Source organism: Streptomyces sp. CA189 (assembly GCF_056428985.1).
Genome location: NZ_JBWJVM010000013.1, coordinates 23,523 through 45,005 on the forward strand (window position 1 = coordinate 23,523; position 21,483 = coordinate 45,005).

General features: G+C 72.7%; 17 protein-coding genes. 4 read left to right on the plus strand and 13 right to left on the minus strand.

What is annotated here, in order from left to right; all coding sequences use genetic code 11:
- Positions 1–11: 11 nt before the first annotated feature.
- The 3 genes from AC061S_RS13210 to AC061S_RS13220 all read right to left on the minus strand — a co-directional run bounded on the left by AC061S_RS13210 (position 12) and on the right by AC061S_RS13220 (position 4,773).
- Positions 12–1,994: an APC family permease gene (locus AC061S_RS13210; RefSeq protein WP_478686102.1), complete on the minus strand. Its 1,983-nt coding sequence runs from the start codon at positions 1,992–1,994 to the stop codon at positions 12–14.
- Between the two features lie 67 nt (positions 1,995–2,061).
- Positions 2,062–2,517 (minus strand): (2Fe-2S)-binding protein, encoded by a 456-nt coding sequence (locus AC061S_RS13215; RefSeq protein WP_327251219.1) that lies wholly within the window; start codon positions 2,515–2,517, stop codon positions 2,062–2,064.
- Between the two features lie 21 nt (positions 2,518–2,538).
- Complete coding sequence (locus tag AC061S_RS13220) at positions 2,539–4,773, minus strand: xanthine dehydrogenase family protein molybdopterin-binding subunit (protein ID WP_478686103.1); 2,235 nt, start codon at positions 4,771–4,773, stop codon at positions 2,539–2,541.
- A 388-nt stretch (positions 4,774–5,161) separates the two neighbouring features.
- Between AC061S_RS13220 and AC061S_RS13225 the strand changes: the two genes are divergently transcribed.
- Both AC061S_RS13225 and AC061S_RS13230 read left to right on the plus strand, forming a co-directional pair.
- The gene (locus AC061S_RS13225; protein WP_478686104.1) at positions 5,162–5,410 is read left to right on the plus strand and encodes an SCO4226 family nickel-binding protein; all 249 of its coding nucleotides are present in this window, start codon (positions 5,162–5,164) and stop codon (positions 5,408–5,410) included.
- A 244-nt stretch (positions 5,411–5,654) separates the two neighbouring features.
- Positions 5,655–7,082: a PP2C family protein-serine/threonine phosphatase gene (locus AC061S_RS13230; protein WP_478686105.1), complete on the plus strand. Its 1,428-nt coding sequence runs from the start codon at positions 5,655–5,657 to the stop codon at positions 7,080–7,082.
- 105 nt (positions 7,083–7,187) lie between these two features.
- On the opposite strand, the gene AC061S_RS13235 is transcribed toward AC061S_RS13230, so the two are convergent.
- Positions 7,188–8,669: a DNA-binding protein NsdB gene (locus tag AC061S_RS13235; RefSeq protein ID WP_478686106.1), complete on the minus strand. Its 1,482-nt coding sequence runs from the start codon at positions 8,667–8,669 to the stop codon at positions 7,188–7,190.
- A gap of 230 nt (positions 8,670–8,899) precedes the next feature.
- On the opposite strand from AC061S_RS13235, the gene AC061S_RS13240 reads away from it, so the two are divergent.
- Positions 8,900–10,024 carry an aminoglycoside phosphotransferase family protein gene (locus tag AC061S_RS13240; RefSeq protein ID WP_478686107.1) on the plus strand — a complete coding sequence of 375 codons (1,125 nt, stop codon included), beginning with the start codon at positions 8,900–8,902 and terminating at the stop codon, positions 10,022–10,024.
- A gap of 214 nt (positions 10,025–10,238) precedes the next feature.
- Positions 10,239–12,056: a 3-oxosteroid 1-dehydrogenase gene (kstD, locus tag AC061S_RS13245; RefSeq protein WP_478686108.1), complete on the plus strand. Its 1,818-nt coding sequence runs from the start codon at positions 10,239–10,241 to the stop codon at positions 12,054–12,056.
- A 22-nt stretch (positions 12,057–12,078) separates the two neighbouring features.
- On the opposite strand, the gene AC061S_RS13250 is transcribed toward kstD, so the two are convergent.
- The 9 genes from AC061S_RS13250 to AC061S_RS13290 form a co-directional block, all read right to left on the minus strand.
- Complete coding sequence (locus AC061S_RS13250) at positions 12,079–12,579, minus strand: hypothetical protein (protein ID WP_150520950.1); 501 nt, start codon at positions 12,577–12,579, stop codon at positions 12,079–12,081.
- 205 nt (positions 12,580–12,784) lie between these two features.
- Positions 12,785–15,493 carry an ATP-binding protein gene (locus tag AC061S_RS13255; RefSeq protein WP_478686109.1) on the minus strand — a complete coding sequence of 903 codons (2,709 nt, stop codon included), beginning with the start codon at positions 15,491–15,493 and terminating at the stop codon, positions 12,785–12,787.
- Between the two features lie 125 nt (positions 15,494–15,618).
- Positions 15,619–16,035 carry an ACT domain-containing protein gene (locus AC061S_RS13260; RefSeq protein WP_266911464.1) on the minus strand — a complete coding sequence of 139 codons (417 nt, stop codon included), beginning with the start codon at positions 16,033–16,035 and terminating at the stop codon, positions 15,619–15,621.
- 50 nt (positions 16,036–16,085) lie between these two features.
- Positions 16,086–16,556 carry a hypothetical protein gene (locus AC061S_RS13265; protein ID WP_478686110.1) on the minus strand — a complete coding sequence of 157 codons (471 nt, stop codon included), beginning with the start codon at positions 16,554–16,556 and terminating at the stop codon, positions 16,086–16,088.
- Between the two features lie 144 nt (positions 16,557–16,700).
- Positions 16,701–16,928: a DUF397 domain-containing protein gene (locus AC061S_RS13270; protein WP_375949687.1), complete on the minus strand. Its 228-nt coding sequence runs from the start codon at positions 16,926–16,928 to the stop codon at positions 16,701–16,703.
- Between the two features lie 141 nt (positions 16,929–17,069).
- The gene (locus AC061S_RS13275) at positions 17,070–18,245 is read right to left on the minus strand and encodes a thiolase domain-containing protein (protein WP_478686111.1); all 1,176 of its coding nucleotides are present in this window, start codon (positions 18,243–18,245) and stop codon (positions 17,070–17,072) included.
- Positions 18,242–19,300 carry a thiolase domain-containing protein gene (locus AC061S_RS13280; protein ID WP_478686112.1) on the minus strand — a complete coding sequence of 353 codons (1,059 nt, stop codon included), beginning with the start codon at positions 19,298–19,300 and terminating at the stop codon, positions 18,242–18,244. The genes AC061S_RS13275 and AC061S_RS13280 overlap by 4 nt, the downstream gene beginning before the upstream one ends.
- Complete coding sequence (locus AC061S_RS13285) at positions 19,300–20,262, minus strand: OB-fold nucleic acid binding domain-containing protein (protein ID WP_478686113.1); 963 nt, start codon at positions 20,260–20,262, stop codon at positions 19,300–19,302. Before AC061S_RS13285 ends, AC061S_RS13280 begins: the two co-directional genes overlap by 1 nt.
- 365 nt (positions 20,263–20,627) lie before the next feature.
- Positions 20,628–21,428, minus strand: a complete 801-nt coding sequence (locus AC061S_RS13290; RefSeq protein ID WP_478686114.1) for a crotonase/enoyl-CoA hydratase family protein — start codon at positions 21,426–21,428, stop codon at positions 20,628–20,630.
- Between the last annotated feature and the right edge of the window lie 55 nt (positions 21,429–21,483).

Sequence of the window (21,483 nt, forward strand, 5' to 3'; positions counted from 1 at the left end):
CCACACGGCGGTCACTCAGCGCCCGGCCGGGTCCCCGCCTGCTCCTGCCGGTCCCCCCGCCCCGGATCCCCCTCCTCCGTCGGCTTCGCGGATTCCAGCAGGAACGGCACGTCGATCACCGCGACCCCGGGCGTGAACAGCAGGCGGGCCTTGAGGCGCAGCGCGTTCTGGTTGTGCAGGGGCTGTTCCCACCAGTGCCCGACCACGTACTCCGGGATGACCACGGAGAGCATGTCCGTGCCCTCGGCGGCCGCCTGCTCCTGTACGTAGGCCAGCACGGGCCCGATCACCTCGCGGTACGGGGAGTGCAGCACCTTGAGCGGGATGCCGGGGTCGTGCTCCGCCCAGGCCTCGCGCAGCCGGTTCGCGTCCTCCTCGTCGGCGGCCACCGAGAGGGCCGTCAGGGTGTCGGGGCGCAGCCCCATCGCGAAGCCGAGGGCCTTGAGGGTCGGCGCGTGGACGGCGGCGACGAGGACGACGACGTGGTGGCGGGAGGGCTTGCGGGGTTTGACCCCGGGGGCGACGGCTACTTCCCGGGCCACGGTGTCGTAGTGGCGGCGCACGCCCTTCATCCCGAGGAAGAGCAGCGGCATGGCGATGACGACGAGCCAGGCGCCGTGGGTGAACTTGGTGATCAGGACGATGACCAGGACCACGAAGGTCATGGTGGCGCCGACCGCGTTGAGGGCGAGCCGGCGGTGGATGTGGATCCGCTCCTCCTTGCGGGTCTCCGGGGAGGCGAGCTCCTGCTGCCAGTGCCGGACCATGCCGGCCTGGGAGAGGGTGAAGGAGACGAAGACGCCGATGATGTAGAGCTGGATGAGGCGGGTCAGCTCGGCGTCGAAGGCGATGATCAGGCAGATGGCGGCGAGCGCCAGCAGGACGACACCGTTGGAGTAGACGAGCCGATCGCCGCGGTTGAAGAGCTGACGCGGCACGTACCGGTCCTTGGCCAGGATCGAGGCGAGCATCGGGAAGCCGTTGAAGGCGGTGTTCGCCGCGAGGATCAGGACGCCGGCCGTGACGGCCTGGAGCAGGTAGAAGAGGACGTGCCAGTCGCCGAAGGTGGCTCTGCCGATCTGCGCGAGCGCGGTGGACATCGGGGTTCCGGGGGCCAGGCCGAGCTCGGTCGGGTCCGCCGCGACGTGCACCTTGTAGCTCATGGCGAGGAAGGTGATCCCGGCGAACATGGTGACGGCGAGCGTGCCCATGGCGGCGAGGGTGGTCGCGGCGTTCCTGCTCTTCGGCTTCTGGAAGGCGGGGACGCCGTTGCTGATGGCCTCGACGCCCGTGAGCGCCGTACAGCCGGAGGCGAAGGCCCGCAGCGCGAGGAGCACCACCGCGAGGCCGGTGTAGTTGCCCTCGGCGGTGATCGACAGTTCGGCGGACTCGGCGCGGATCGTGTCGCCGGTCGCGAGCCGGTAGGCGGCCACCGCGAACATCAGGTAGATGACGAGGACGAAGCCGTAGGTGGGGACGGCGAAGACCCGTCCCGATTCCCGTACCCCGCGCAGGTTCATGAGGGTCAGCAGCACCACGAAAGCCACCGACAGCGGGACTTCGTGGTCGGAGAGCGAGGGGATCGCGGAGGTGATGGCGGAGACGCCGGAGACCACGGAGACGGCGACCGTCATGACGTAGTCGACGAGGAGGGCGCTCGCGGCGGTGAGGGCGGCGGTCGGGCCGAGGTTCTTGGAGCTGACGATGTAGGCGCCGCCGCCGCCCGGGTAGGCGTAGCAGGTCTGGCGGTAGGAGGCGACGACGACCACGAGCAGGAACACGATGGCGGCGGCCGCGTACCAGGCGAGGTGGAGCAGCGCGACCCCGCCGAGGGCGAGGATCAGCAGGATCTCCTCGGTGGCGTAGGCCACGGAGGAGAGCGGGTCGCTGCAGAAGATCGGGAGTGCGAGCCGTTTGGGGAGCAGGGTCTCGCCCAGGCGCGCGGTGTCGAGCGGTTCGCCGACCAGCACACGTTTCGCATTGATACGCCTCATTCAGGCATGATCAGCGAAAACTGTATTGATTCGTCCCATATAAGCCTTGTGTCATGGGATGAAGCGCCTACATCTTCGCCGCCGCGCTGCGGATCGCCTCCCGGATGCGGAAGTACGTGCCGCAGCGGCAGATGTTGGCGATCGCGTCGATGTCCTCGTCCGTGGGCGTGCTCGTCCGCTTGAGCAGGGCGACGGCCGCCATGATCTGGCCGGGTTGGCAGAAGCCGCACTGGGCGACGTCCTGTTCGAGCCAGGCCTCCTGGACCGGATGCAGGTCCTCGCCGTCGGCCAGCCCTTCGATCGTGGTCACCGTCTTCCCCGCGCACGCGGAGACCGGCACCACGCACGGGCGCACGTCCACCCCGTCGAGGTGGCTGGTACAGGCCTTGCAGACGTCCACCCCGCAGCCGTATTTCGGGCCGCGCACGCCCAGCATGTCGCGGAGCACCCACAGCAGGGGCAGATCGTCGGGCGCGTCCACGGTGACGCTCTGCCCGTTGACGGTGAAGGTGTGCGAGGGCACGGCTCGGCTCCTGGAGGCGGACTAGCGCGGGTAGGGGGTGAAGTCGACGTCGAAGTCGAGGGGGAAGCTGCGCGGCTTGGTGCCGGTGGCCCGGGCGTAGGCGTTGGCGATCGCGCCCACGGCGGCGGGCAGGCCCAGCTCGCCTGCCCCGCCGGGCTCGGTTCCGGTCGCCGGGAGCACGAAGACGCGTACGTCCTTCGGGGTGTCGCGCTGCTGCGCCCAGTGGAACTGGCTGTAACTGCCTTCCAGCGGGAGCCCCTTGTCCAGGTGCAGGCCGGCCTTGAGCGTGGTGGAGATCGCGTCGGTCAGGCCGCCGATCATCTGGGCCTCCAGACCGCGCGGGTTGACGGGCAGGCCCACGTCGACGGCGATGACCGCCTTCGTGACGCGGACGTGCTCCGGGTCCCTGGTGTCGATCTCGACCAGGCAGGCCGTCCGGGACTTGTACTCCTCGTGGAAGGCGATGCCCTGCGCGCAGCCGGCCGGCATGGCCCGGCCCCAGCCGCCTTCGGTGGCCGCCTTGTCGAGTACGGCGCGCTGGGCGGCCGTCTTCAGGAAGGTCCGGCGGAACTGGTACGGGTCCCGGCCCGTCGCGGCGGCCAGCTCGTCGACCACGATCTCCTCGGCCCCCCGGGTGTTCGCCGAGTACACCGACCGCCAGGACCCGGTGGGCACTCCGGTCGGGACCTCGGTGAGCGCTTGGGTGGTGAGCCCGAAGTGGTACGGGGACTTGATCGTGGTGAGGAACAGGGTCTGGGCGAGGGTCGCGTTGCCGATGCCGAGCGGGAGGCTGGCGGCGGTGGCGGTGATGATCTCGCCGAGTCCGTGCCGGAAGTCGGTCTCCGCGGCGGCGACCCGGTGTTCGAAGCTGAGCACCTCGCCCAGCAGGTGCGTGGCCCGGATCTTGTGGTGGGTGGCCGGGCGCATCCGGCCGTGCCGGGTGTCGTCGACCCGGGTCCACATCAGCCGGACCGGGCGGCGGCAGGCCTTGGAGATCCGGGCCGCCTCCAGGGCGGCGTCGAAGAACAGCCGCCGGCCGAACGACCCGCCGGCCTGCACCACGTGGACGGTGACCTTGTCGAGGGGCAGGCCGAGGTCGGCGGCGATCGTTTCGCGGGCCACGATCGGCGATTTGAGCCCGGACCAGATCTCGGCGCGGTCCTCGCGCACGTCGGCGACGGCCGAGTTGGTCTCCATCGGCGCGTGGCTGACGAAGGCGAAGTCGAACTCGGCGTCCACGTGCGGGGTGAGCAGCGGCGGCACGAGCAGCGGCGGGGTGGCGGCGCGCAGCTTCGTACGGACGGCCGCGTCCGAGAGCTGGTCGGCCGGGCCCGGGCCCCACGTGACCTGGAGGGCGGCCTTGGCGTCGAGGGCCTGGCCGAAGGTCTCGGCGACGACGGCGACCCCGGTGGCGACGGTGACCACGTGCAGGACGCCGGGCATGGCCCGGACCGTGTCGAGGTTGGCCACGGAGCGGACGCTGCCGCCGAGGGTGGGCGGGCGGCGGACCACGCACGGCTTGGCCCCGGGCACGTCCAGGTCGAGGGTGTAGCGCTGGGCCCCGGTGACCATGGCGCGGGCGTCGATCCGGCTGGTGGGCCTGCCGACCAGGGCGTGCTTCGCCATCGGCTTGGGGGTGGCGCCGAGGACGATCAGGGCGGGGTCGGCGGCGGCCGCGGCGAGGGATCCGTAGGGCGCGGTGCGGCCGTCGGGGGCGCGGACGGCGCCGCCCGCCGTGGTCAGGGTGGACGCCGGGAGGCTCCAGCGCACGGCGGCGGCCGCGACCAGGCGGGCCCGGGCGGTGGCGGCGCACTGGCGGACGGGGCCGTAGAGGGAGCGGATGGAGTTGGAGGATCCGGTGAGCTGGTTGAAGAGCAGCTCGGGGCGCGCGTCGTCCAGTTCGACCCGTACGGCGGCCAGCGGGGCGTCCAGTTCCTCGGCGACGAGCATCGCCACGGCGGTGGTGAGGCCCTGGCCGACCTCCTCGCGCGGCAGCCGGAAGCGGATGGTTCCGTCGGCCTCCACGACGAGCGCGAGCAGGGCCGAGGTGGGGGCGCCGGCCAGGATGAACAGGTCTCCGAGGTCCACCAGGTCGGCGATGGCGGGCAGGGTCGGGATCACCGCGTGCGCGGACTGCGGGGCGAGGAGGTCGGCGCCCGCGCGCGTGACGAGGGCGAGGGTCGGAGCGGCGACGAGATAGGTGAGGAAGGACCGCCGGCTCTGCCCGTCGGTCGGCGCATGGCTCTGCCCGGTCATGTCGTTGTGTCCCCACCCTGCGCGCGGCCCGCCTCAGCGAGCCTCCCCGGCTCATTACCGGCACGTAGAGTAGCGATCACGGGGTGCGGTGGGAAGTCCGGGTCAACTGCCGGGCGGAATATCGGACATACCGTCGGCCGGAGCCGGGATCACGCCGCACGGGCGACAGCAGCAGGCGGAGCACGGGGTCCTTCGTTCGGGGGGTGCCGGCCCGGTCGTGTTGATCCGGGTCCTGCGTCGTCTTTCGCCGGTACGGCGGGGGGAACGCCTCGTACACCTCGGCCGTACGATCGATCGCCCGCGTCCGAAAGGCCGGTTTCCGGCCGCGGGCGGACGATGGGAGGAGCACGGCATTGCCACACCGAGCAGATGGAGGAGGTGTGCGGCAGTGACGAAGTACATGGACGTCCACTACGGCATGAACGGCATCACGGCGGAGCAGCTGAAGGCCGCCCACAACGCCGACCTGGCCATCGAGAAGGAGGAGCGCGTGCACTTCGAGCGGGCCTGGGCCGACCCCGCGTCCGGCACGGTCTACTGCCTCTCCGAGGCGCCCTCGGCGGAGGCGGTCCAGCGCATCCACGAGCGCGCGGGGCACCCCGCCAGCGAGATCCACCCGGTACCGCTCACCGTGTGACGGCCCGGGAACGGCAAGGGCCGGCGGGGTTTGCGCGCCGGCCCTTCGGCACGGGCTGACCGGATTCGTTCGCACACTCCAGGAGGGCCGGAAGGCCTCAGGCATATGCCTGAAGCAAGTCCGGCCCAGATGTTGCCAAACGCCTTACAGGCCGTCGCTGGCTGTGCAACAGTCGTAACCGGCCCTTCCTTCAGAACCGGTCCCTCCTCAGACTTGGCCGTGCCGCGCCTGTATCGGAGTTCAGATGCCGTCCCACCTGTACGCGGACCGCCCCGCGCAACCCCCCGAGCCAGGGTCGGTGGACGCGCTGATCTCGCAGACCCGACAGCTCCGGGGAGAAGTCGACGCGGTCCGCCGCGACACCGTCGTCGACGACGACGACGCGCAGGGCCGCTGGCAGCGCGCACTGTGCGATCTCGCCGTCCACCACCTCGACGACCTCCGCGCGCACCTCGGCCAGCTCAAGGAGGGACTGCCGCCCACCGCGCCCGAGTCCGCCGCGCTGCCGCAGGCCGCCCCCGAGACGGGGGCCGAGGCCCTGCAGACCAGGGTCGGCAGTGCCGAGTGGAACCTGCTGACCGATGAGGTCAGTTGGTCCGACGAACTCTTCCAGATCTTCGGCCGCTCCCCCGAGGCGGGTGCGCTGCCCCTCGACGAACTGGGATCCACCCTGTTCTCCGAGGACCAGCCGCTGCTCACCGCGATGGTGACGGCCTGTCTGGTGGACGGCAAGCCGATAGACGGCGAGTTCCGCATCGTCCGGGCCGACGGCCGGGTCCGGACGCTGCACATGAGGGGCGAGCCGGTACTCGACTCCGACGGCTGCACGGCCTCCATGTGGGCCGTGCTGCGGGACGTGAGTGAACTGCGCCGGAGCCAGCGGGCGGTGCGCGAGTCCCGGGACTCGCTGCAACGCCGGCAGGAGATCGCGCAGACCGAGCGCCGGCTGGCGGTCGAGCTACAGGAAGCCGTACTCCCCCCGTGGCGCGGCTCCCTGCGGTTCCCGCACGACAACACCAGGGCGCTGGACGTCGCGGCGCACTACCTGCCCTCCGCGACCAGCGCGCTCATCGGCGGGGACTGGTACGACGCGCTCGAACTCCCCGGCGGAGACTCGATGCTGACGGTGGGCGACCTCACCGGGCACGGGGTGACCGCCACCTCCGGCATGGCGATGATGCTCGGCGCCCTGCGCGGGATGGCGATGGCCGGCATCGAGCCGGGCCCGCTGATGGGCTGGCTGAACCAGCTCCTGGAGACCTCCGTACAGCCCGCGCTGGGATCCGCGGTGTGCTGCCGCTACGATCCCGCGCGCCGGGTGCTGTCCTGGGCCCAGGCCGGCCACCCCGCCCCGCTGCTCTTCCGGCGCGGCCAGGGCCGTTCGCTGCTGCCGCCCGAGGGCGTCCTGCTGGGAGCGACCTCCGGAGCCTCGTACGGCCAGGCCGAGGAGCGGCTGGAGGTGGGCGACGTACTCGTCCTGCACACCGACGGACTGACCCCGCGCAGCATCGAGTTCAGCAAGGCCGACGGGACCGAACGGCTGCTGGCACTGGCACCGCACTTCTCCGCCGCCCGGTCCGCGCAGGACTGCGTGCGCCTGGTGATCGGGGAGTTCGGCGAGGGCGAGCGCGAGGACGACGCCTGCGTACTGGTCGCCCGGATCGGCTCGTAGCGCGCGAGGGGCGGTTCGCGGGACTCAGGGCCGCGCCGGAAGGCGCGGCCTTTCTCGTCCACAGGCCCGGGGCGGCGCCCACCGGTCTCAGACCGGCCGTGCCGCTCACACCGAATGCGCCACGGGGCTGTTCGGGAGGGCCAGCTTGATCTCCTCGCGGAGCTCCTCGATGCCGGCGAATCCGGAGTAGTGGCCGGTCAGCCGGTACATCTCGCGCAGCCGGTCCCAGGTCCGGTGCGAGGAGGTCTCGTTCATCGAGACCAGCGCCAGGCGGGCGTAGCGGTCGGCCTGCTCCGGGTCGTCGGCGATGAAGCAGGCGGAGGCCATCGAGATGTAGTCGAAGATCTTCGAGCGCTGGTGGCCGTCGGCCCGCAGGCGCAGGGCCTCCTTGGCGTGCTGCTGCGCGATGGTCGCCGCCGAGGGATCGTGGTCGGCGAGGGTGCGGAAGGCCAGCGCCTGCATGCCGTGCAGGTCGGCCTCGTCGAAGTGCTGCATCCAGGACGGCGGCGGCACGTCACCCGAAGTGGACACGAACAGGTCCTCGGCCTCGCCCAGGGTGCGGCGCATCGCCTGCCCCTTGCCGAGCGCGGCCTGCGCCCAGGCCTCGATGGTGTGGAGCATGGCGCGGGTGCGGGGCAGGGTCTGCTCGCCGGAGCCGGACTGCGCCAGCTTCATCAGGTCGAGCGCCTCGTTCGGCTTGCCCAGGTGGACCATCTGACGGGCCGCACGGGAGAGCGCCTCCCCCGCCCGCGGCCGGTCGCCGCCCTCGCGGGCCGCGTGCGCGGCGATGACGAAGTACTTCTGCGCGGTGGGCTCCAGGCCCACGTCGTGGGACATCCAGCCCGCCAGGACCGCCAGGTTGGCCGCCACCCCCCACAACCGGCGCTGGAGGTGGTCGGGGTGGTGGTACGCGAGCATGCCGCCCACCTCGTTGAGCTGCCCGACCACGGCCTTGCGCTGGAGGCCGCCGCCTCTGGAGGCGTCCCAGGCGCGGAAGACGTCCACCGAACGCTCGAGGGCCTCGATCTCCTGGGAGCCGATGGGCGCGGCCTCGTAGCGGTCGTAGCCCGCGGAGTCGGCCTGGAAGGCGTCCGCGTGGCGCTGCGCGTCCTGCGCGCGGGTGGGTTCGGTGTGGAGCCAGTCGTGCATGGCGTTGCCGATGGCTGAGCCGGCGGTGAGCGCGGCACCCGCGCTCATCAGACCGCGACGGTTGAGCATGAGGTCCATTCCCGTGAATTCGGTGAGGACCGCGGCTGTGCGTTCGGGCGCCCAGGGCATCCCGTCGGGGTTCTCCTGCTCCCCGTCCGGCTGCCGTTTGGCGGTGCGCCGTTGTCGTACGAACCCGAGGTCCTCGATGGTCACGACACGACCGAGCTGCTCGGTGAACAGTGCTGCCAGTACCGTGGGCACCGGTTCGCGCGGGGTCTCCCCCATGTCGATCCAGCGCCGCACCCGCGAGGTGTCGGTGGCCAGCTGGTGGTGGCCCATCGAGGCCGCCTGCCGGTTGACCATCCTCGCCAGTTCGCCCTTGGACCAGCCGGCCAGGCCGAACAGGTCGTTCAGACGGGTGTTTGGACCTTTGCTCACGTCAAGCCCCCAGGTTCTCGGCTGAGTTGACAGTAACCCCCCGTCAGATGCCGAGCGACTATTCGCCAGGGTTCGCCAGGGCACGCAATGTGGTCCGCCACCCACGCCGGGGTGTCAGGTAGGAATGCGCCTCCCCGACCCGGTCACCGGCGGAACTCCCCAGGGTGATGCACGGGATCCGGCGGGGCGGCGTACGCAACTCGTCGGCGCACGAAGGGATCCGTAACGCCATGTACGCAGCAACGACCTCCGTGTCCGCCCCGGTCCGGCCGCACCGCACTTTCCCCGCGGGCGGCGGCCCCTACCTCGAACCCGGCCGCCCCGCGGCACCGGCGCAGGGCGCCGTACGGGCGCGGCGGATGCCGGGTACCGGATCGCAGCCGCTCAGCGGGAGAATCGACCTGTCGGGGCCCCAAGGGGCACAGTTGCGCACCGCACTCGCCTCCGTGCAGCGCATCTGTCCGGAGTTCGCGCCGGTCCAGGTACTGCGCCGCAGCGGCCGGTCGGTCCTGTTGGTGGGCACCACCGGACGGATGACGGCCGTCGCGAAGGTGTTATTGGATCACTCGCCCGAGTGGCGCGAGCGGTACCGGCACGAAATAGCGACGTACCGGACGTTCGTCCGGCACCGCCCGCAGGTCCGGGTGCCGCGGCTCATCGCCGCCGATCCGGAGAACTGCGTACTGGTCGTCGAGCGGATGGCCGGCCGGGTTGCCGCGCTCCAGCGGCATCCGGTGGAGGCCCCGCCGCGGGCCGACCTGCGGGCGGCGCTGGGCGCGGTGCGCCAGGTGAACGGCTGGCGCCCCGCCGACGAGCTGTTCGGGCGGCCGCTGGACTACGACCGCCGGATCGCCCGGGACTACCAGCTGGGCCTGCTGACCGACCGGGACTTCGGCGATCTGCAGAAGCTGCTGCACGGGGTGAAGATGTCGGGCAACCCCTGGCAGTTCAACCACGGCGACGCGCTGCTGTCGAACCTGCTGCTGTCCCCGACGGGTCCGGTGCTCCTCGACTGGGAGCACGCGGGCTGGTACCGGCCGGGCTACGACCTGGCCACCCTGTGGACGGTACTGGGCGACGCCCCGGCCGCGCGTGCCCAGATCAGCCGTCTGGCACAGGCGGCCGGACCGGCCGCACGGGACGCGTTCCTGGTCAACCTGATGCTGGTGCTGACGCGGGAGATCCGGATGTCGGAGACGGCCGTACAGCGCTCGATGCTGGCGACCGCCCCGGCGCAGTCCCTGCCGGCGGGCGCCCTGTCCTCGGGCGAGGAGCAGCGCCTGCTGCTGCGCCGCCTGCACGACGACGCGGGCATGGCCCGCAGGGCGGTCCGTGCGGCGGTGGGCACCCGCTGACCCGCACCGGGCCCGTGGTCCCGTAGCCCCGAGCCCCCCACCCGAAGTCCCGCGGCGATCCGGCCGCGGGACTTCGGCGCGTCCGGGGCCCCGTCGGGCGGGCAGGGCAACCGGCGCGTATGCCTTGACTTCACATGATCCCCCGAAGACCTTTTCTGACTCAGCATCAGAATGCTGGATCCGTCCCTCACTCCCTCTCCGCTGGAGCCTGCCCATGACCGCGAGAACCGCCTCCGCAGCGAGTTCCGTACCGAGTTCCGAAGCGAGTTCCGCCCTCCCCTCCCGCCGGACGGTGCTCGCCGGCGCCGGGGCCGGGGCGCTCGCCGCCACCGTGCTGCCGTCCGCCGCCGCGTACGCCGACGGCACGGCGGACGTGCCCGTGCTCGGCGAGTACGACGTCGTCGTGGTCGGCTCCGGGGCGGCCGGAATGACCGCCGCGCTCACCGCCGCCAAGCGGGGTCTGAGCGTGCTCGTGGTCGAGAAGGCCCCGACCTTCGGCGGCTCGGCGGCCCGGTCCGGCGCCGGGATCTGGCTGCCCAACAACTCGGTGATCCTGGGCGCGGGCGTTCCGGACACCCCGGCGAAGGCGGCCCAGTACCTTGCGGCCGTGGTCGGCAACGGCTCCTCCGCGGACCGGCAGGCGGCCTTCCTCGCCAACGGGCCCCGGATGCTGGACTTCGTGATGGCCAACAGCCCGCTGCGCTTCCGCTTCATGGACGGCTACAGCGACTACTACCCGAACCTCCCCGGCGGGCTCCCGAACGGCCGCTCCATCGAGCCGGACCAGATCGACGGGAACATCCTCGGCTCCGAACTGGCCCACCTGAACCCGGCGTACATGCCCGTACCGGCCGGCATGGTCGTGTTCAGCCAGGACTACAAGTGGCTCAACCTCGCCGCCGTGAGCGCCAAGGGGCTCGCGGTGTCCACGGAATGCCTGGCGCGCGGCACGGCGGCCGCGCTGTGCGGGCAGAAGCCGCTGACCATGGGCCAGGCCCTGGCCACCGGCCTGCGGGCCGGTCTGCTGCAAGCGGGGGTCCCGGTCTGGCTGAACAGCCCGCTCGTCGACCTGGTCCAGGAGGGCGGCGCGGTCACCGGCATCGTGGTGGAGAAGGCGGGCGTACGGGGCGTGGTACGGGCCCGCAAGGGCGTGGTCGTCGGCTCGGGCGGCTTCGAGCACAACGCGGAGATGCGGGCGCAGTACCAGCAGCAGCCGGTCGGCACCCAGTGGTCGGTCGGCGCGAAGGAGAACACGGGCGACGGGATCCGGGCGGGCCAACGGGCCGGTGCGGCACTGGCGTTGATGGACGACGCCTGGTGGGGTCCGTCGATACCGCTGCCGAACGAGCCGTACTTCTGCCTGGCCGAGCGGACCCTGCCCGGCGGCCTGATGGTCAACGCGAAGGGCGCCCGCTTCGTCAACGAGGCCGCCCCGTACAGCGATGTGGTGCACGTGATGTACGAGAAGGACCGGGGTGCGACCGGCTCGCACATTCCGTCCTGGCTGATCGTGGATCAGAACTACCGCAACAAGTACCTGTTCAAGGACATCCTGCCGACGCTCGTCTTCCCCGACTCCTGGTACCAGGTGGGCGCGGCGAAGAAGGCGTGGACCTGGGACGCGCTGGCCAACCAGATCGGGGTGCCGGCGGCCGCCCTGCGCTCCACCCTCAACCGGTTCAACGGCCAGGCGTGGAACGGCACCGACCCCGACTTCCACCGGGGCGACACCGCGTACGACCACTACTACACGGACCCGGGCGTGACGCCGAACTCCTGCCTGGCCCCGATCTGGGCGCCGCCGTTCTACGCCTTCAAGATCGTGCCGGGTGACCTGGGCACGAAGGGCGGCATCGTCACGGACGCACGGGCCCGCGCCCTGCGCGCGGACGGATCCGTGATCCGGGGCCTGTGGGCGGCGGGCAACGCGAGTGCGGCCGTGATGGGGCACAGCTACGCGGGGGCCGGATCGACGATCGGCCCCGCGATGACGTTCGGCTACGTGGCCGCGAACGACATCGCGGACGCGTGACGGCTGCGGCTGACCCCGCCTGCTAGCCCTGCTGGAAGAGCTCGGCCGGGAGCGGCTTCAGCAGCGCGTAGAGATCGTCCGTGATCGGCCGGTCCCAGCTCGCGATGGTGACCAGCACGTTGTCACTGCGGTCGAACTGCACGCAGCTGATCCGGCTCTCGGAGAGCTTGATCTTCCGGACGATGAGGAGGTTGTCGCCCTGCATGACGGGGCAGTCCTCGGCACCGGTGACCTCGACGTCCTCGTCGTTCTCGAGGGCGTCGAGGAGCTGGGCCACCTCGAAGGGGACCTGGCCCTCGGAGAGGTCGCGCGCGGGGGAACCCTCGGGGAGGTTTCCGATGATCATCGCGGGGCCGCGTCCGCCGAACAGGTCGTAGCGGAGGAAGACACCCTGGCAGCTGCCATCGGGCGCGGGCAGCAGCCCGGCCCCGAGATTGCCCGGCCAGTCCCCCGGGTCCATGGCCAGGACATCGAAGTCCGGGCCGGCGGGTGTGGCGGCGCGGTGGCGGCGGAGGAAGGACATGCCGCCATGGTACGTGCCCCGTCGCGTTTCCCGGCCCTCCACCCCGGACCCGGGCCCCCGGCCGCGACTGCGGGTGCGGGTGCGCCGCTGCGCCCGTTCCCCCGGGGCTCCGCCCCGGGGGAACGGGCGAAGGGTGGGTAGGGGACCTCGCCCCGCAGGGCCCGCCCCTACCCCGGCGGGCCCGTCAGCGCACCGGGCACCCCGGTCAGTGCACCGGGGCCGGGCCGGATTCGGGCACGGGGAGGCACGGGAAGGTGCCGCCGCGGGCGAGGAGGGCGTTCGTGGCGGTGGCCGCCAGGCCGTCCGCCCCGCAGGCACGGGCCGCCACCACCGCACGCAGCAGGATGTCGGCGTCCCCCCGCTCCTCCCCCAGCGCGGCCAGCGCGAGCGCCAGCTCGTACGCCGCCGGCGAAGCCGACAGCACCTCCACCGCCTCCTCCAGCAGGGCCGGGCGGTCCTGCGGCGAAGCCACCTCCGCGGCCACCCGCAGGGCCTGCCCGATGCCGGACGCGGCCCCGAAGGCGCGGGCCCGGCGTACCGCCTCCGCGGCCAGCTCCCGTGCCCGCGCCGGGTCCTCCCCGGCCACCGCGCGGGCCAGGTGGAGCTGCCACGGGCACCAGGACGGGTTCTGGATCCCCCTGGGGGTCAGCCGCCGGTCCACCGCTTCCAGCTCCGCCGCGGCGGCCTTCGCCTGGCCGCGGGCCAGCAGCAGTTCCGCGTACACGGTCTGGGAGTCGGGGAAGACGACCGCGGCCGGGAAGGGCTCCCCGTACTCGTGCTCGCGGACCAGTTCCCAGGCCTCGTCCACCCGGCCCCGCGCCAACAGCGTGGTGATGAGGATCGCGATGGAGTACCAGTGCACGGGCGTACGCCGCCCGACGCGCTCGGCGAGGCGCAGCCCGGCCCGCGCCAGCTCCTCCGCCTCGGCCAGCCGCCCTCGGCGGTAGCGGATGTAGGCCCGCAGGCTGTAGGCGAAGGACAGGTGCGCCCCGCGCCAGCCCTGCCGCTCGAACTCGGCGGTGCCCGCCTCGAAGAGCTCCTCGGCCCGCTCCGGCCGGTCTGCGTACATGTGCGCCATCGCGACGAGCACCGGGACCTCGAAGCCCCGGTCCGCGTACGCCCAGCTGAACTCGGTTTCCAGGACCCGCCCGGCATGGTGGAGGACCACGTCGACCGGCTCCCCGCGCAGGCAGGCGTCCCAGGCGCGCAGCCCGATGACGTACCGCTCGGTGAGGTCCCGCCCGGTCAGCCGGTCCGCGAGCTTCGCGAGCCGCCGGGAGCGCGCCGGGGAGTCCGGCTCGGCGGCGTTGAAGGCGTCCCACATGAACTGCTCGGACTGCAGGCGCAGCCGGCCGCGTACGTCCTGGGTGTGCGGGATCTCCCGCGCGAGGCATTCCGAGGCCTCGGCGAGGCGGTCGCTGTGCGAGAGCACCTGGGCCAGCCGGATGACGATGCCCTGGCGCAGCGCCGGGTCCTCGAAGGGCTCCGCGAGGGCGGCGCGCAGGTGGTTGACGGTGTTGGCGGGCTCGGTGAGCAGGGAGGCGCAGCCCAGTTCGTACAGGACGGCCGCCCGCTCGTCGAAGTCCGGGGGCTCGCGCAGGGCCCGTGCGAGCTGGCGGCGGGCGGCTTCGGGGGCGCCCGCCCGGAGGTTCTCGCCGGCGGCCTCGCGCAGCGTGCGCACCACCCAGGGGTCGTTCTCGGGATGGGTCTCCAGCAGGTGGCGGGCCGCGGCGGAGGGCCCGAGTCCCGCGTCGACCACGGCGGCGGCGGCCTTTCCGTGCAGGGCGACGCGCAGGGCGTCGGGGATGGCGCGGTATATGGCGGTGGCGATGAGGGGGTGGACGAACTCCAGCCCGGTCGCTTCCTCGGCGGCTGCTTCCTCGGCGGCGGCCGACAGGATGCGGGCGTCGCGCAGCCGTCCGGTGGCGTCGACGGCCTCCTCGGTGCCGAGGCCGGCGACGCGGGCGGCGAGCTCCCGGGGGATGTCGGTGCCGAGGACGGCGCAGGCCCAGGCGAAGCGGACGGTGGAGGGGCCGAGACTGTGCAGCCGGGCGACGAGGCCGCTGCCCCGCTGGGCGGCGGCGAGGTCGCGCAGCAGCGGGGCGCTGGCTTCGACGGGGGCGAGGCCCTTGTCCCGGACCTTCGCGGTGAGCTCGACGGCTTCGAAGGGGTTGCCGGTGGTGACGGCCCAGGCTTCGCGGCAGAACGCCTCGTCGGCGTGTTCGCCGACGGCTTCGCGGACCAGGCCGGAGACGGCCTCGGCGGTGAGCGGTGCGAGGCTCAGCGGGCGGTGTCCCGCGCGGCCGGGCAGCGTACGGAAGGCCTCGGCGTGGGCGGGCAGTTCGTCGGGGCGGTAGGCGACGACGAGGAGGAGCGGGAGGTGTTCGGCGCGCGGGGCGAAGGCGGCGAGCCAGGAGAGGGATTCGGGGTCGGCCCAGTGGGCGTCGTCCAGGACGAGTGCAACGGGGGCACGCTGGACGACGAGGTGGGTGAGGACCCAGTCCAGTCCGTCGCGCAGGCCCTGGGGGTCGGGCGGGGCGCCCTGTTCGGCGGCGCAGAGGCCGAGGGCGGGGCCGACGATGGAGTACCAGCTGCCGAGGGCCTCGCGCAGTTCCGCGTCGGAGGTGCCGGCCAGTTGGGGCTGGATGAGCTGGCGGGCGACGTGGAAGGGCTGGCTCTGCTCCTGTTCGCCGCCGCGTGCTGCGAGGACGGTGCAGGCCTTGGTGTGGGCGCGGCGGCGGACTTCGCCGAGGAGCGTGGTCTTGCCGAGCCCGGCGGGTCCGGAGAAGGCCAGCAGGGTTCCGCCGGCGTCGGGGCCCGGGTCGGTGAGCTGCTCCAGGGCTTCGTCGACGGCGGTGAGCTCCGTGTCGCGTTCGAACATCGTGCGCCGTTTGCGGGTCCGGCGTTCCGTCATGGCTGGTACCCCCCAGGCCTGTTCGGGGGATCAGCGTACGCCCGCGCACGCGCACGGGAAGCCCGGTGCGACAAATAGAGGTGATCTTCTTTTGGGAGGCGCAGCCCTGTGCTGGTCCCGTCGGGTCAGTCCTGTGCGGAGCGTTCCGCGAGCGCTTCCAGGACGGCCACGGCCTCGTCGGCCCGGGCGGCGTCCACGAAGAGGTGGTCGTGGTGGTAGCCGGCGATGACGTTGCAGCTCAGGCCGTGTGCCCCGAGTTCGGTGGCGAAGGCCGCGGTGAGGCCGACGGCGTCGAGGGAGGAGTGGACGCGCAGGGTGATCCAGCCCGCGGTGTACGTGTACGGGAGCCCGGCCCCGTCGGCGTCCTCCTGGCTCAGTACGAGGGTGAGCCCCTCGGGTTCCAGGACGGAGGCGACGGGGGTGAGCCCGGCCAGGGCCTCCGGGTCGGTGTCGCCGGGGATGGTGCAGAACACGTACAGCCCGTCGTTCAGTTCGGGCCGCATTCCGCTCAGCAGCTTCCGCAGGTCGTTTTCTCCACTCATGCCGCCTACCGTACCGGTCATCCCGTTATGGCCGGTACGACACCGCTGGATCAGTCGTCCTCGTAGAGCCGCCGGCGCCACCAGGCGCGCGGCCGGCCGCTCCAGTCCGCCCGACCCGCGGCGGACGGGACCGGGTGCGGGAGCGTGCGACGGCGGAACTGCTCGTCCAGGCCCCGCAGCACGCGGCCCAGCGCGGTGCGGGCGACCGGCGGCAGGGACAGGTACAGGTCGCCCAGGTCGTCCCGGACGACGGCGACATCGTCGCGCGCGCAGCCGGGGCAGGCCGGGCATGCGGAGGGGGTCAGGAGCAGGGTGCCGCCGGGCCGGCTCAGGAAGGTCCGGTACCGGCTCAGCAGGTCCACGATCTCGTAGGCCCGTCCGGGCCGGGCCCAGTGCGCGGCGGCCGCCGCATCGGGCGACAGCCGGTCCACGGGAGGGAGTTCCCACGCCCAGGCGGGCGGTCGGCGGTCCTCGTACGTTCCTCGTTCGGCGCGCAGCGCGCCGGGCCGTCTACGCGGCATCGCCCTTTCGGCGGGTGATCGTCATGGCGGTCATGATGCCGACGGCCATCCGGTCCGGCAAGGGGTTTACGGGGGCCCCGATCCGGGCCCCACCGGGGCGGCGGCTCCCCGCGCCCGGTGGTGCGCCGCGTACCCGTTCCCCCGCTAGGTCAGGTCGAACTCCCCGCCCCGCGCGTTCAGGACGAACTTGCGCCACTCGTCCGGCGCGAAGATCAGCGAGGGGCTTTCGGGGCGGTCGCCGTTGCGCATCGCGATGAACCCCTCCACGAAGGCGATCTGGACGTCACCCGCCCCCCGGCTGCTCGACTGCCAGTCCGCCTCGGTCAGGTCGAGGTCCGGCTTTCCCCAGCCGGCCGGCGCCTTCGAAGTCATGCTCTCTGCCACGTGCGTGCTCCTCCCGGTACTCCCGGTTCGTCGTCCCGGGGCCAGGTTAGCCATCGCACGCCGTGCCGCACAGGCCACGGTGCGTCACTCGTGGCCGGTGCGGCACCCCGCCCGGAATCCGGTTTCCGCTCAGGAGCCCGGCTGCTCCGCTCCCACCAGCCACATCGCGAAGAACTGCGCCCCGCCTCCGTAGGCGTGTCCCATCGCCCGCCGGGCGTCCGGGACTTGGTGCTCCCCGGCCTGACCGCGCACCTGGAGGGCCGCCTCCGCGAAGCGGATCATGCCGGAGGCTCCGATGGGGTTGGTGGACAGCACGCCGCCCGACGGGTTGACGGGCAGGTCCCCGTCGAGTTCCGTGACTCCGGCCTCGGTGAGCTTCCAGCCCTCGCCCTCGTCGGCGAAGCCGAGGTTCTCCAGCCACATCGGCTCGTACCAGGAGAAGGGCACGTACATCTCCACGGCGTCGATCTCCCGGCGCGGATCGGTGATCCCCGCCTGCCGGTAGACGTCGGCCGCACAGTCCTTGCCCGCCTGCGGGGACACGAAGTCCTTCCCCGCGAAGAGGGTCGGCTCGCTGCGCATCGCCCCGCCGTGCAGCCAGGCCGGGGGCTTGGGCGAACGGGCCGCGCCCGCGCGGTCGGTGAGGATCATCGCGCACGCCCCGTCGGAGGAGGGGCAGGTCTCGGAGTACCGGATCGGGTCCCACAGCATCGGCGAGGCCTGGACCTTCTCCAGGGTGATGTCGTGCTCGTGCAGGTGAGCGTACGGGTTCTTCAGCGCGTTGCGGCGGTCCTTGTACGCGACGAGCGAGCCCACCGTGTCGGGGGCGCCGGTGCGCCGCATGTACGCGCGCACGTGCGGGGCGAAGAACCCGCCGGCCCCCGCCAGCAGCGGCTGCTGGAAGGGGACGGGCAGCGAGAGCCCCCACATGGCGTTGGACTCGGACTGCTTCTCGAAGGCGAGGGTCAGCACCGTGCGGTGCACCCGGGCGGCGACGAGGTTGGAGGCGACCAGCGCCGTCGACCCGCCCACCGAACCGGCCGTGTGCACGCGGAGCATGGGCTTGCCGACGGCGCCGAGGGCGTCCGCGAGGTACAGCTCCGGCATCATCACGCCCTCGAAGAAGTCGGGGGCCTTGCCGATGACGACCGCGTCGATGTCCGCCCAGGTCAGCTCGGCGTCGGCGAGCGCGCGGGCCGCCGCCTCGCGCACCAGCCCGGCGATGGAGACGTCGTGGCGGGCGGCCACGTGCTTGGTCTGGCCGATGCCGACGATGGCCACCGGCTCCTTGCCCGTCGTGCTCATGCTCGGTCCCCTTCCAGGACGGCGACCAGGTTCTGCTGGAGGCAGGGGCCGGAGGTGGCGTGCGCGACGGCCCGGTCGGACTCGCCGCGGTGGATGCGGGCGGCCGCCTCGCCGATCCGGATCAGGCCGGCGGCCATCATCGGGTTGGCGGCGAGCGCTCCGCCGGAGGGGTTGACGGCGACGTCCCCGTCGAGTCCGAGTGCCTTGCGCAGCACGACCTCCTGGGAGGAGAACGGCGCGTGCAGTTCCGCGGTGTCCACCGGGGCCTCGAACACGCCCGCGCGCTCGGCGGCGATCCGTGTCGACGGGGAGTCGGTGAGGTCGCGCAGCCCGAGGCTGTGTGCCTCGATGCGGTGGTCGATGCCGGTGATCCAGGCGGGCCGCTCGCAGAGCCGGCGGGCCACGTCCCCGGCGGCCAGGATGACGGCGGCCGCGCCGTCGCCGATGGGCGGGCAATCGCCGGTGCGCAGCGGGGCGACCTGGTACTCGCCCTGCGCGACGGCTCCGCTGAGCTGGGCGTGCGGGTTGGCTCCCGCGGAGGCCCGGCTGCGGGCGCCGATCGCGGCGAGCCCGGCTTCGTCGGTCTCCCCCGCGTCGATGAGCGCCTGGGCCTGGAGGGCGGCCAGGGCCACCGAGTCGGGCCAGAGTGGAGCCACGTAGTACGGGTCGAGCTGGCGCGTCAGGACGTCCCGTACGGATCCCGGGGAGGACTTCCCGTAGGAGTAGACGAGCGCGGTGTCCGCCTCGCCGGTCTGGATCTTGACCCAGGCCTCGTACAGGGCCCAGGCGCCGTCCATCTCCACGTGCGATTCGGATATGGGGGGCCAGGCGCCGACCCCGTCGAGGGTCATGGTGAAGGAGAAGGCCCGGCCTGCGAGGTAGTCGCTGGAACCGGAGCAGGTGAAGCCGATCTCGCCCGCCTTCAGTCCGGTGGCGGCCAGCACCTTGTGCAGGACGGGCATGACCATCTCGACTTCGCTGAGCTCGTCGGTACGGCGCAGGTGGTCGCTCTGTGCGAAGGCGACCACCGCGACCTCACGGGCGTATCGGGCCATCAGATGAGCTCCTTGTACACGTCGTAGTCCGCGTCCGGCTCTCCGGTGGGGCGGTAGTGGTCGGGGTAGCGGCCGCCTTCGGTCCAGACGGGTTCCACGCGCAGGCCCATGCGGACCTGGTCGTACGGGATTCCGCCGATCCGGCCGTGGAGGGCGAGGCCGGCGCCGTCCAGGGCGATGTGGGCGTAGACGTAGGGCACTTCGATGTCGAGGTTCTTGGCCTTGATGTTGACGATGCAGTACGTGGTGACCGTGCCGGCCGGGCCGACCTCGACCCGGTCGGTGGTGGCGACCCCGCAGGTGGGGCAGGCGCCGCGCGGCGGCACGTACACCTTGTGGCAGGAGGGGCAGCGCTCGCCGATGGTCTTCTGCTCGGAGAGCCCGGCGATGTACGCGGTCTGCGCGCGGCCGGGGCTGTACGAGTAGTCCAGGCGGGCCTCGGCGACGATCCCGGTGACGGCGTCGGCGAACTCCCCGCTGTGCGGAGTCGCGTGCGCGCCCGGCTCCGCTTCCCCGGCGGGCTCGAAGCAGGCGATGTCGGTGATCGCGCCGGCCCGCTCCGCGGCCCACCGCACGCGGACCCGCATGCCGGTGGCGACCGCCTCGGGCCCGGGGGCGTCGAGGGCGTGCAGGAGGGCGGTGTCGGCGCCGTCGAGGCGGACGAGGACCCAGGCGAAGGGCGTGTCGAGGGGCTGGTTGGGGCGCGGCGAACCGTTCCAGGCCCAGGTGGTGACGGTCCCGGTGGTGCCCACCTCCACCAGGTCGCGGATCTCCTCGGCGGTGACGGGGTCGTACTCGACGGGCGGCACCATCACCTTGCCGTCGGCGGTCGTGACCCCGAGGACGACCCCTTCGCGCAGGCCGGTGAGGAAGGCGCTCTGCACGGGGCCGAGGGAGCGGGTGAAGGGGAACTCGACGACAAGGGGTGCGCGGAGGATCTCGGGTGGCGACGCGGCTGTCATGGGTGGGTCTCCGATGTTCGGAACGGGAACGGTTCAGCGCTGCCGGCCAGATCCAGCCTCGCCGGCGTGTGAGGCGCGGGGTCCGGGCCGGAGCCCCGCAGGCCGGCCCGCCGGGACCGTCTCGGCCCCGCCGGGCGACGATTCAGCCCCTCCGGCGTTTGAGGAGCGGGGGTCCGGGGGCCGGCCCCCGGCAACGGCGCCGCACCCGTGAACCCGGCCCCGCCCGGCGAACCAGGCACCGCCGGGGCAGAATCAGCCCCGCCGGCGTTTGAGGCGCAGGGGTCCGGGGACTGGTCCCCGGCAACGGCGCCGCACCCGTGCCACGGGCCGGCACCGCGGGCACGGGCCGGGCACGGCCCGACCGGCTACTCCCGCCGGTACACCGCGGGCCGCTTCTCGGCGAAGGCCCGCGCCCCCTCCTTGGCGTCGGCCGTATCGAAGATCGGCCATCCCCGGAGGAGTTCGGAGGCCAGCCCCTCCGACTCGGTCATCTCGGCCGTCTCGTAGACGGAGGCCTTCACCGCCTCCACCGCCAGCGGCCCGCACGCGTTGATCTTCTCCGCGATCTCCAGCGCAGCCGCAAGCGCCGTCCCGTCCGGTACCACCCGCCCGACGAGCCCGATCCGCGCCGCCTCCTCGGCCGCGTACGGCCGCCCCGTCAGCAGCATTTCCAGCGCGTGCGTGCGCGGGATCTGCCGCGGCAGCCGGACCGTCGAGCCGCCGATCGGGAAGAGCCCCCGCTTGACCTCGAACAGCCCGAAGGTGGCCCCCTCTCCCGCGACCCGGATGTCGGTCCCCTGGAGGATCTCCGTCCCGCCGGCCACGCAGTAGCCCTCCACCGCCGCGATGATCGGCTTGCGCGGCCGGTGGTGGCGCAGCATCGCCTTCCAGTGCAGGTCCGGGTCGGCCTTCAGCCGGTCCCGGTACTGGTCGCCCGCCATGCCCTTGCCGGCCAGCGCCTTCAGGTCCATCCCGGCGCAGAAGTCCCCGCCGGCCCCCGTCAGCACCACCGAGCGGATCGTGTCGTCCGCGTCGGCCTCCAGCCAGCCGTCGTACAGCCCCACCAGCAGCGGCAGCGAGAGCGCGTTCTTCGCCTCGGGCCTGTTCATGGTGAGCACCAGCGTGGCTCCGTGGCGTTCCACGGTCAGGTGTTCTGTCCCACCCATTGCCGTCCTCCCGTCTCAAGACCTAGAACAGGTTGCAGGAGGGGCGGGTGCAGTT

Bases quoted from the DNA above. Each gene is read 5' to 3' on its own strand.
- AC061S_RS13260 (WP_266911464.1), bottom strand. From the start codon at position 16,035: ATGAGTGGAGAAAACGACCTGCGGAAGCTGCTGAGCGGAATGCGGCCC.
- AC061S_RS13285 (WP_478686113.1), bottom strand. From the start codon at position 20,262: ATGACAGCCGCGTCGCCACCCGAGATCCTCCGCGCACCCCTTGTCGTC.
- kstD (WP_478686108.1), top strand. From the start codon at position 10,239: ATGACCGCGAGAACCGCCTCCGCAGCGAGTTCCGTACCGAGTTCCGAA.
- AC061S_RS13240 (WP_478686107.1), top strand. From the start codon at position 8,900: ATGTACGCAGCAACGACCTCCGTGTCCGCCCCGGTCCGGCCGCACCGC.
- AC061S_RS13265 (WP_478686110.1), bottom strand. From the start codon at position 16,556: ATGCCGCGTAGACGGCCCGGCGCGCTGCGCGCCGAACGAGGAACGTAC.
- AC061S_RS13290 (WP_478686114.1), bottom strand. From the start codon at position 21,428: ATGGGTGGGACAGAACACCTGACCGTGGAACGCCACGGAGCCACGCTG.
- AC061S_RS13280 (WP_478686112.1), bottom strand. From the start codon at position 19,300: ATGGCCCGATACGCCCGTGAGGTCGCGGTGGTCGCCTTCGCACAGAGC.
- AC061S_RS13270 (WP_375949687.1), bottom strand. From the start codon at position 16,928: ATGACTTCGAAGGCGCCGGCCGGCTGGGGAAAGCCGGACCTCGACCTG.
- AC061S_RS13230 (WP_478686105.1), top strand. From the start codon at position 5,655: ATGCCGTCCCACCTGTACGCGGACCGCCCCGCGCAACCCCCCGAGCCA.
- AC061S_RS13210 (WP_478686102.1), bottom strand. From the start codon at position 1,994: ATGAGGCGTATCAATGCGAAACGTGTGCTGGTCGGCGAACCGCTCGAC.
- AC061S_RS13220 (WP_478686103.1), bottom strand. From the start codon at position 4,773: ATGACCGGGCAGAGCCATGCGCCGACCGACGGGCAGAGCCGGCGGTCC.
- AC061S_RS13275 (WP_478686111.1), bottom strand. From the start codon at position 18,245: ATGAGCACGACGGGCAAGGAGCCGGTGGCCATCGTCGGCATCGGCCAG.
- AC061S_RS13255 (WP_478686109.1), bottom strand. From the start codon at position 15,493: ATGACGGAACGCCGGACCCGCAAACGGCGCACGATGTTCGAACGCGAC.
- AC061S_RS13250 (WP_150520950.1), bottom strand. From the start codon at position 12,579: ATGTCCTTCCTCCGCCGCCACCGCGCCGCCACACCCGCCGGCCCGGAC.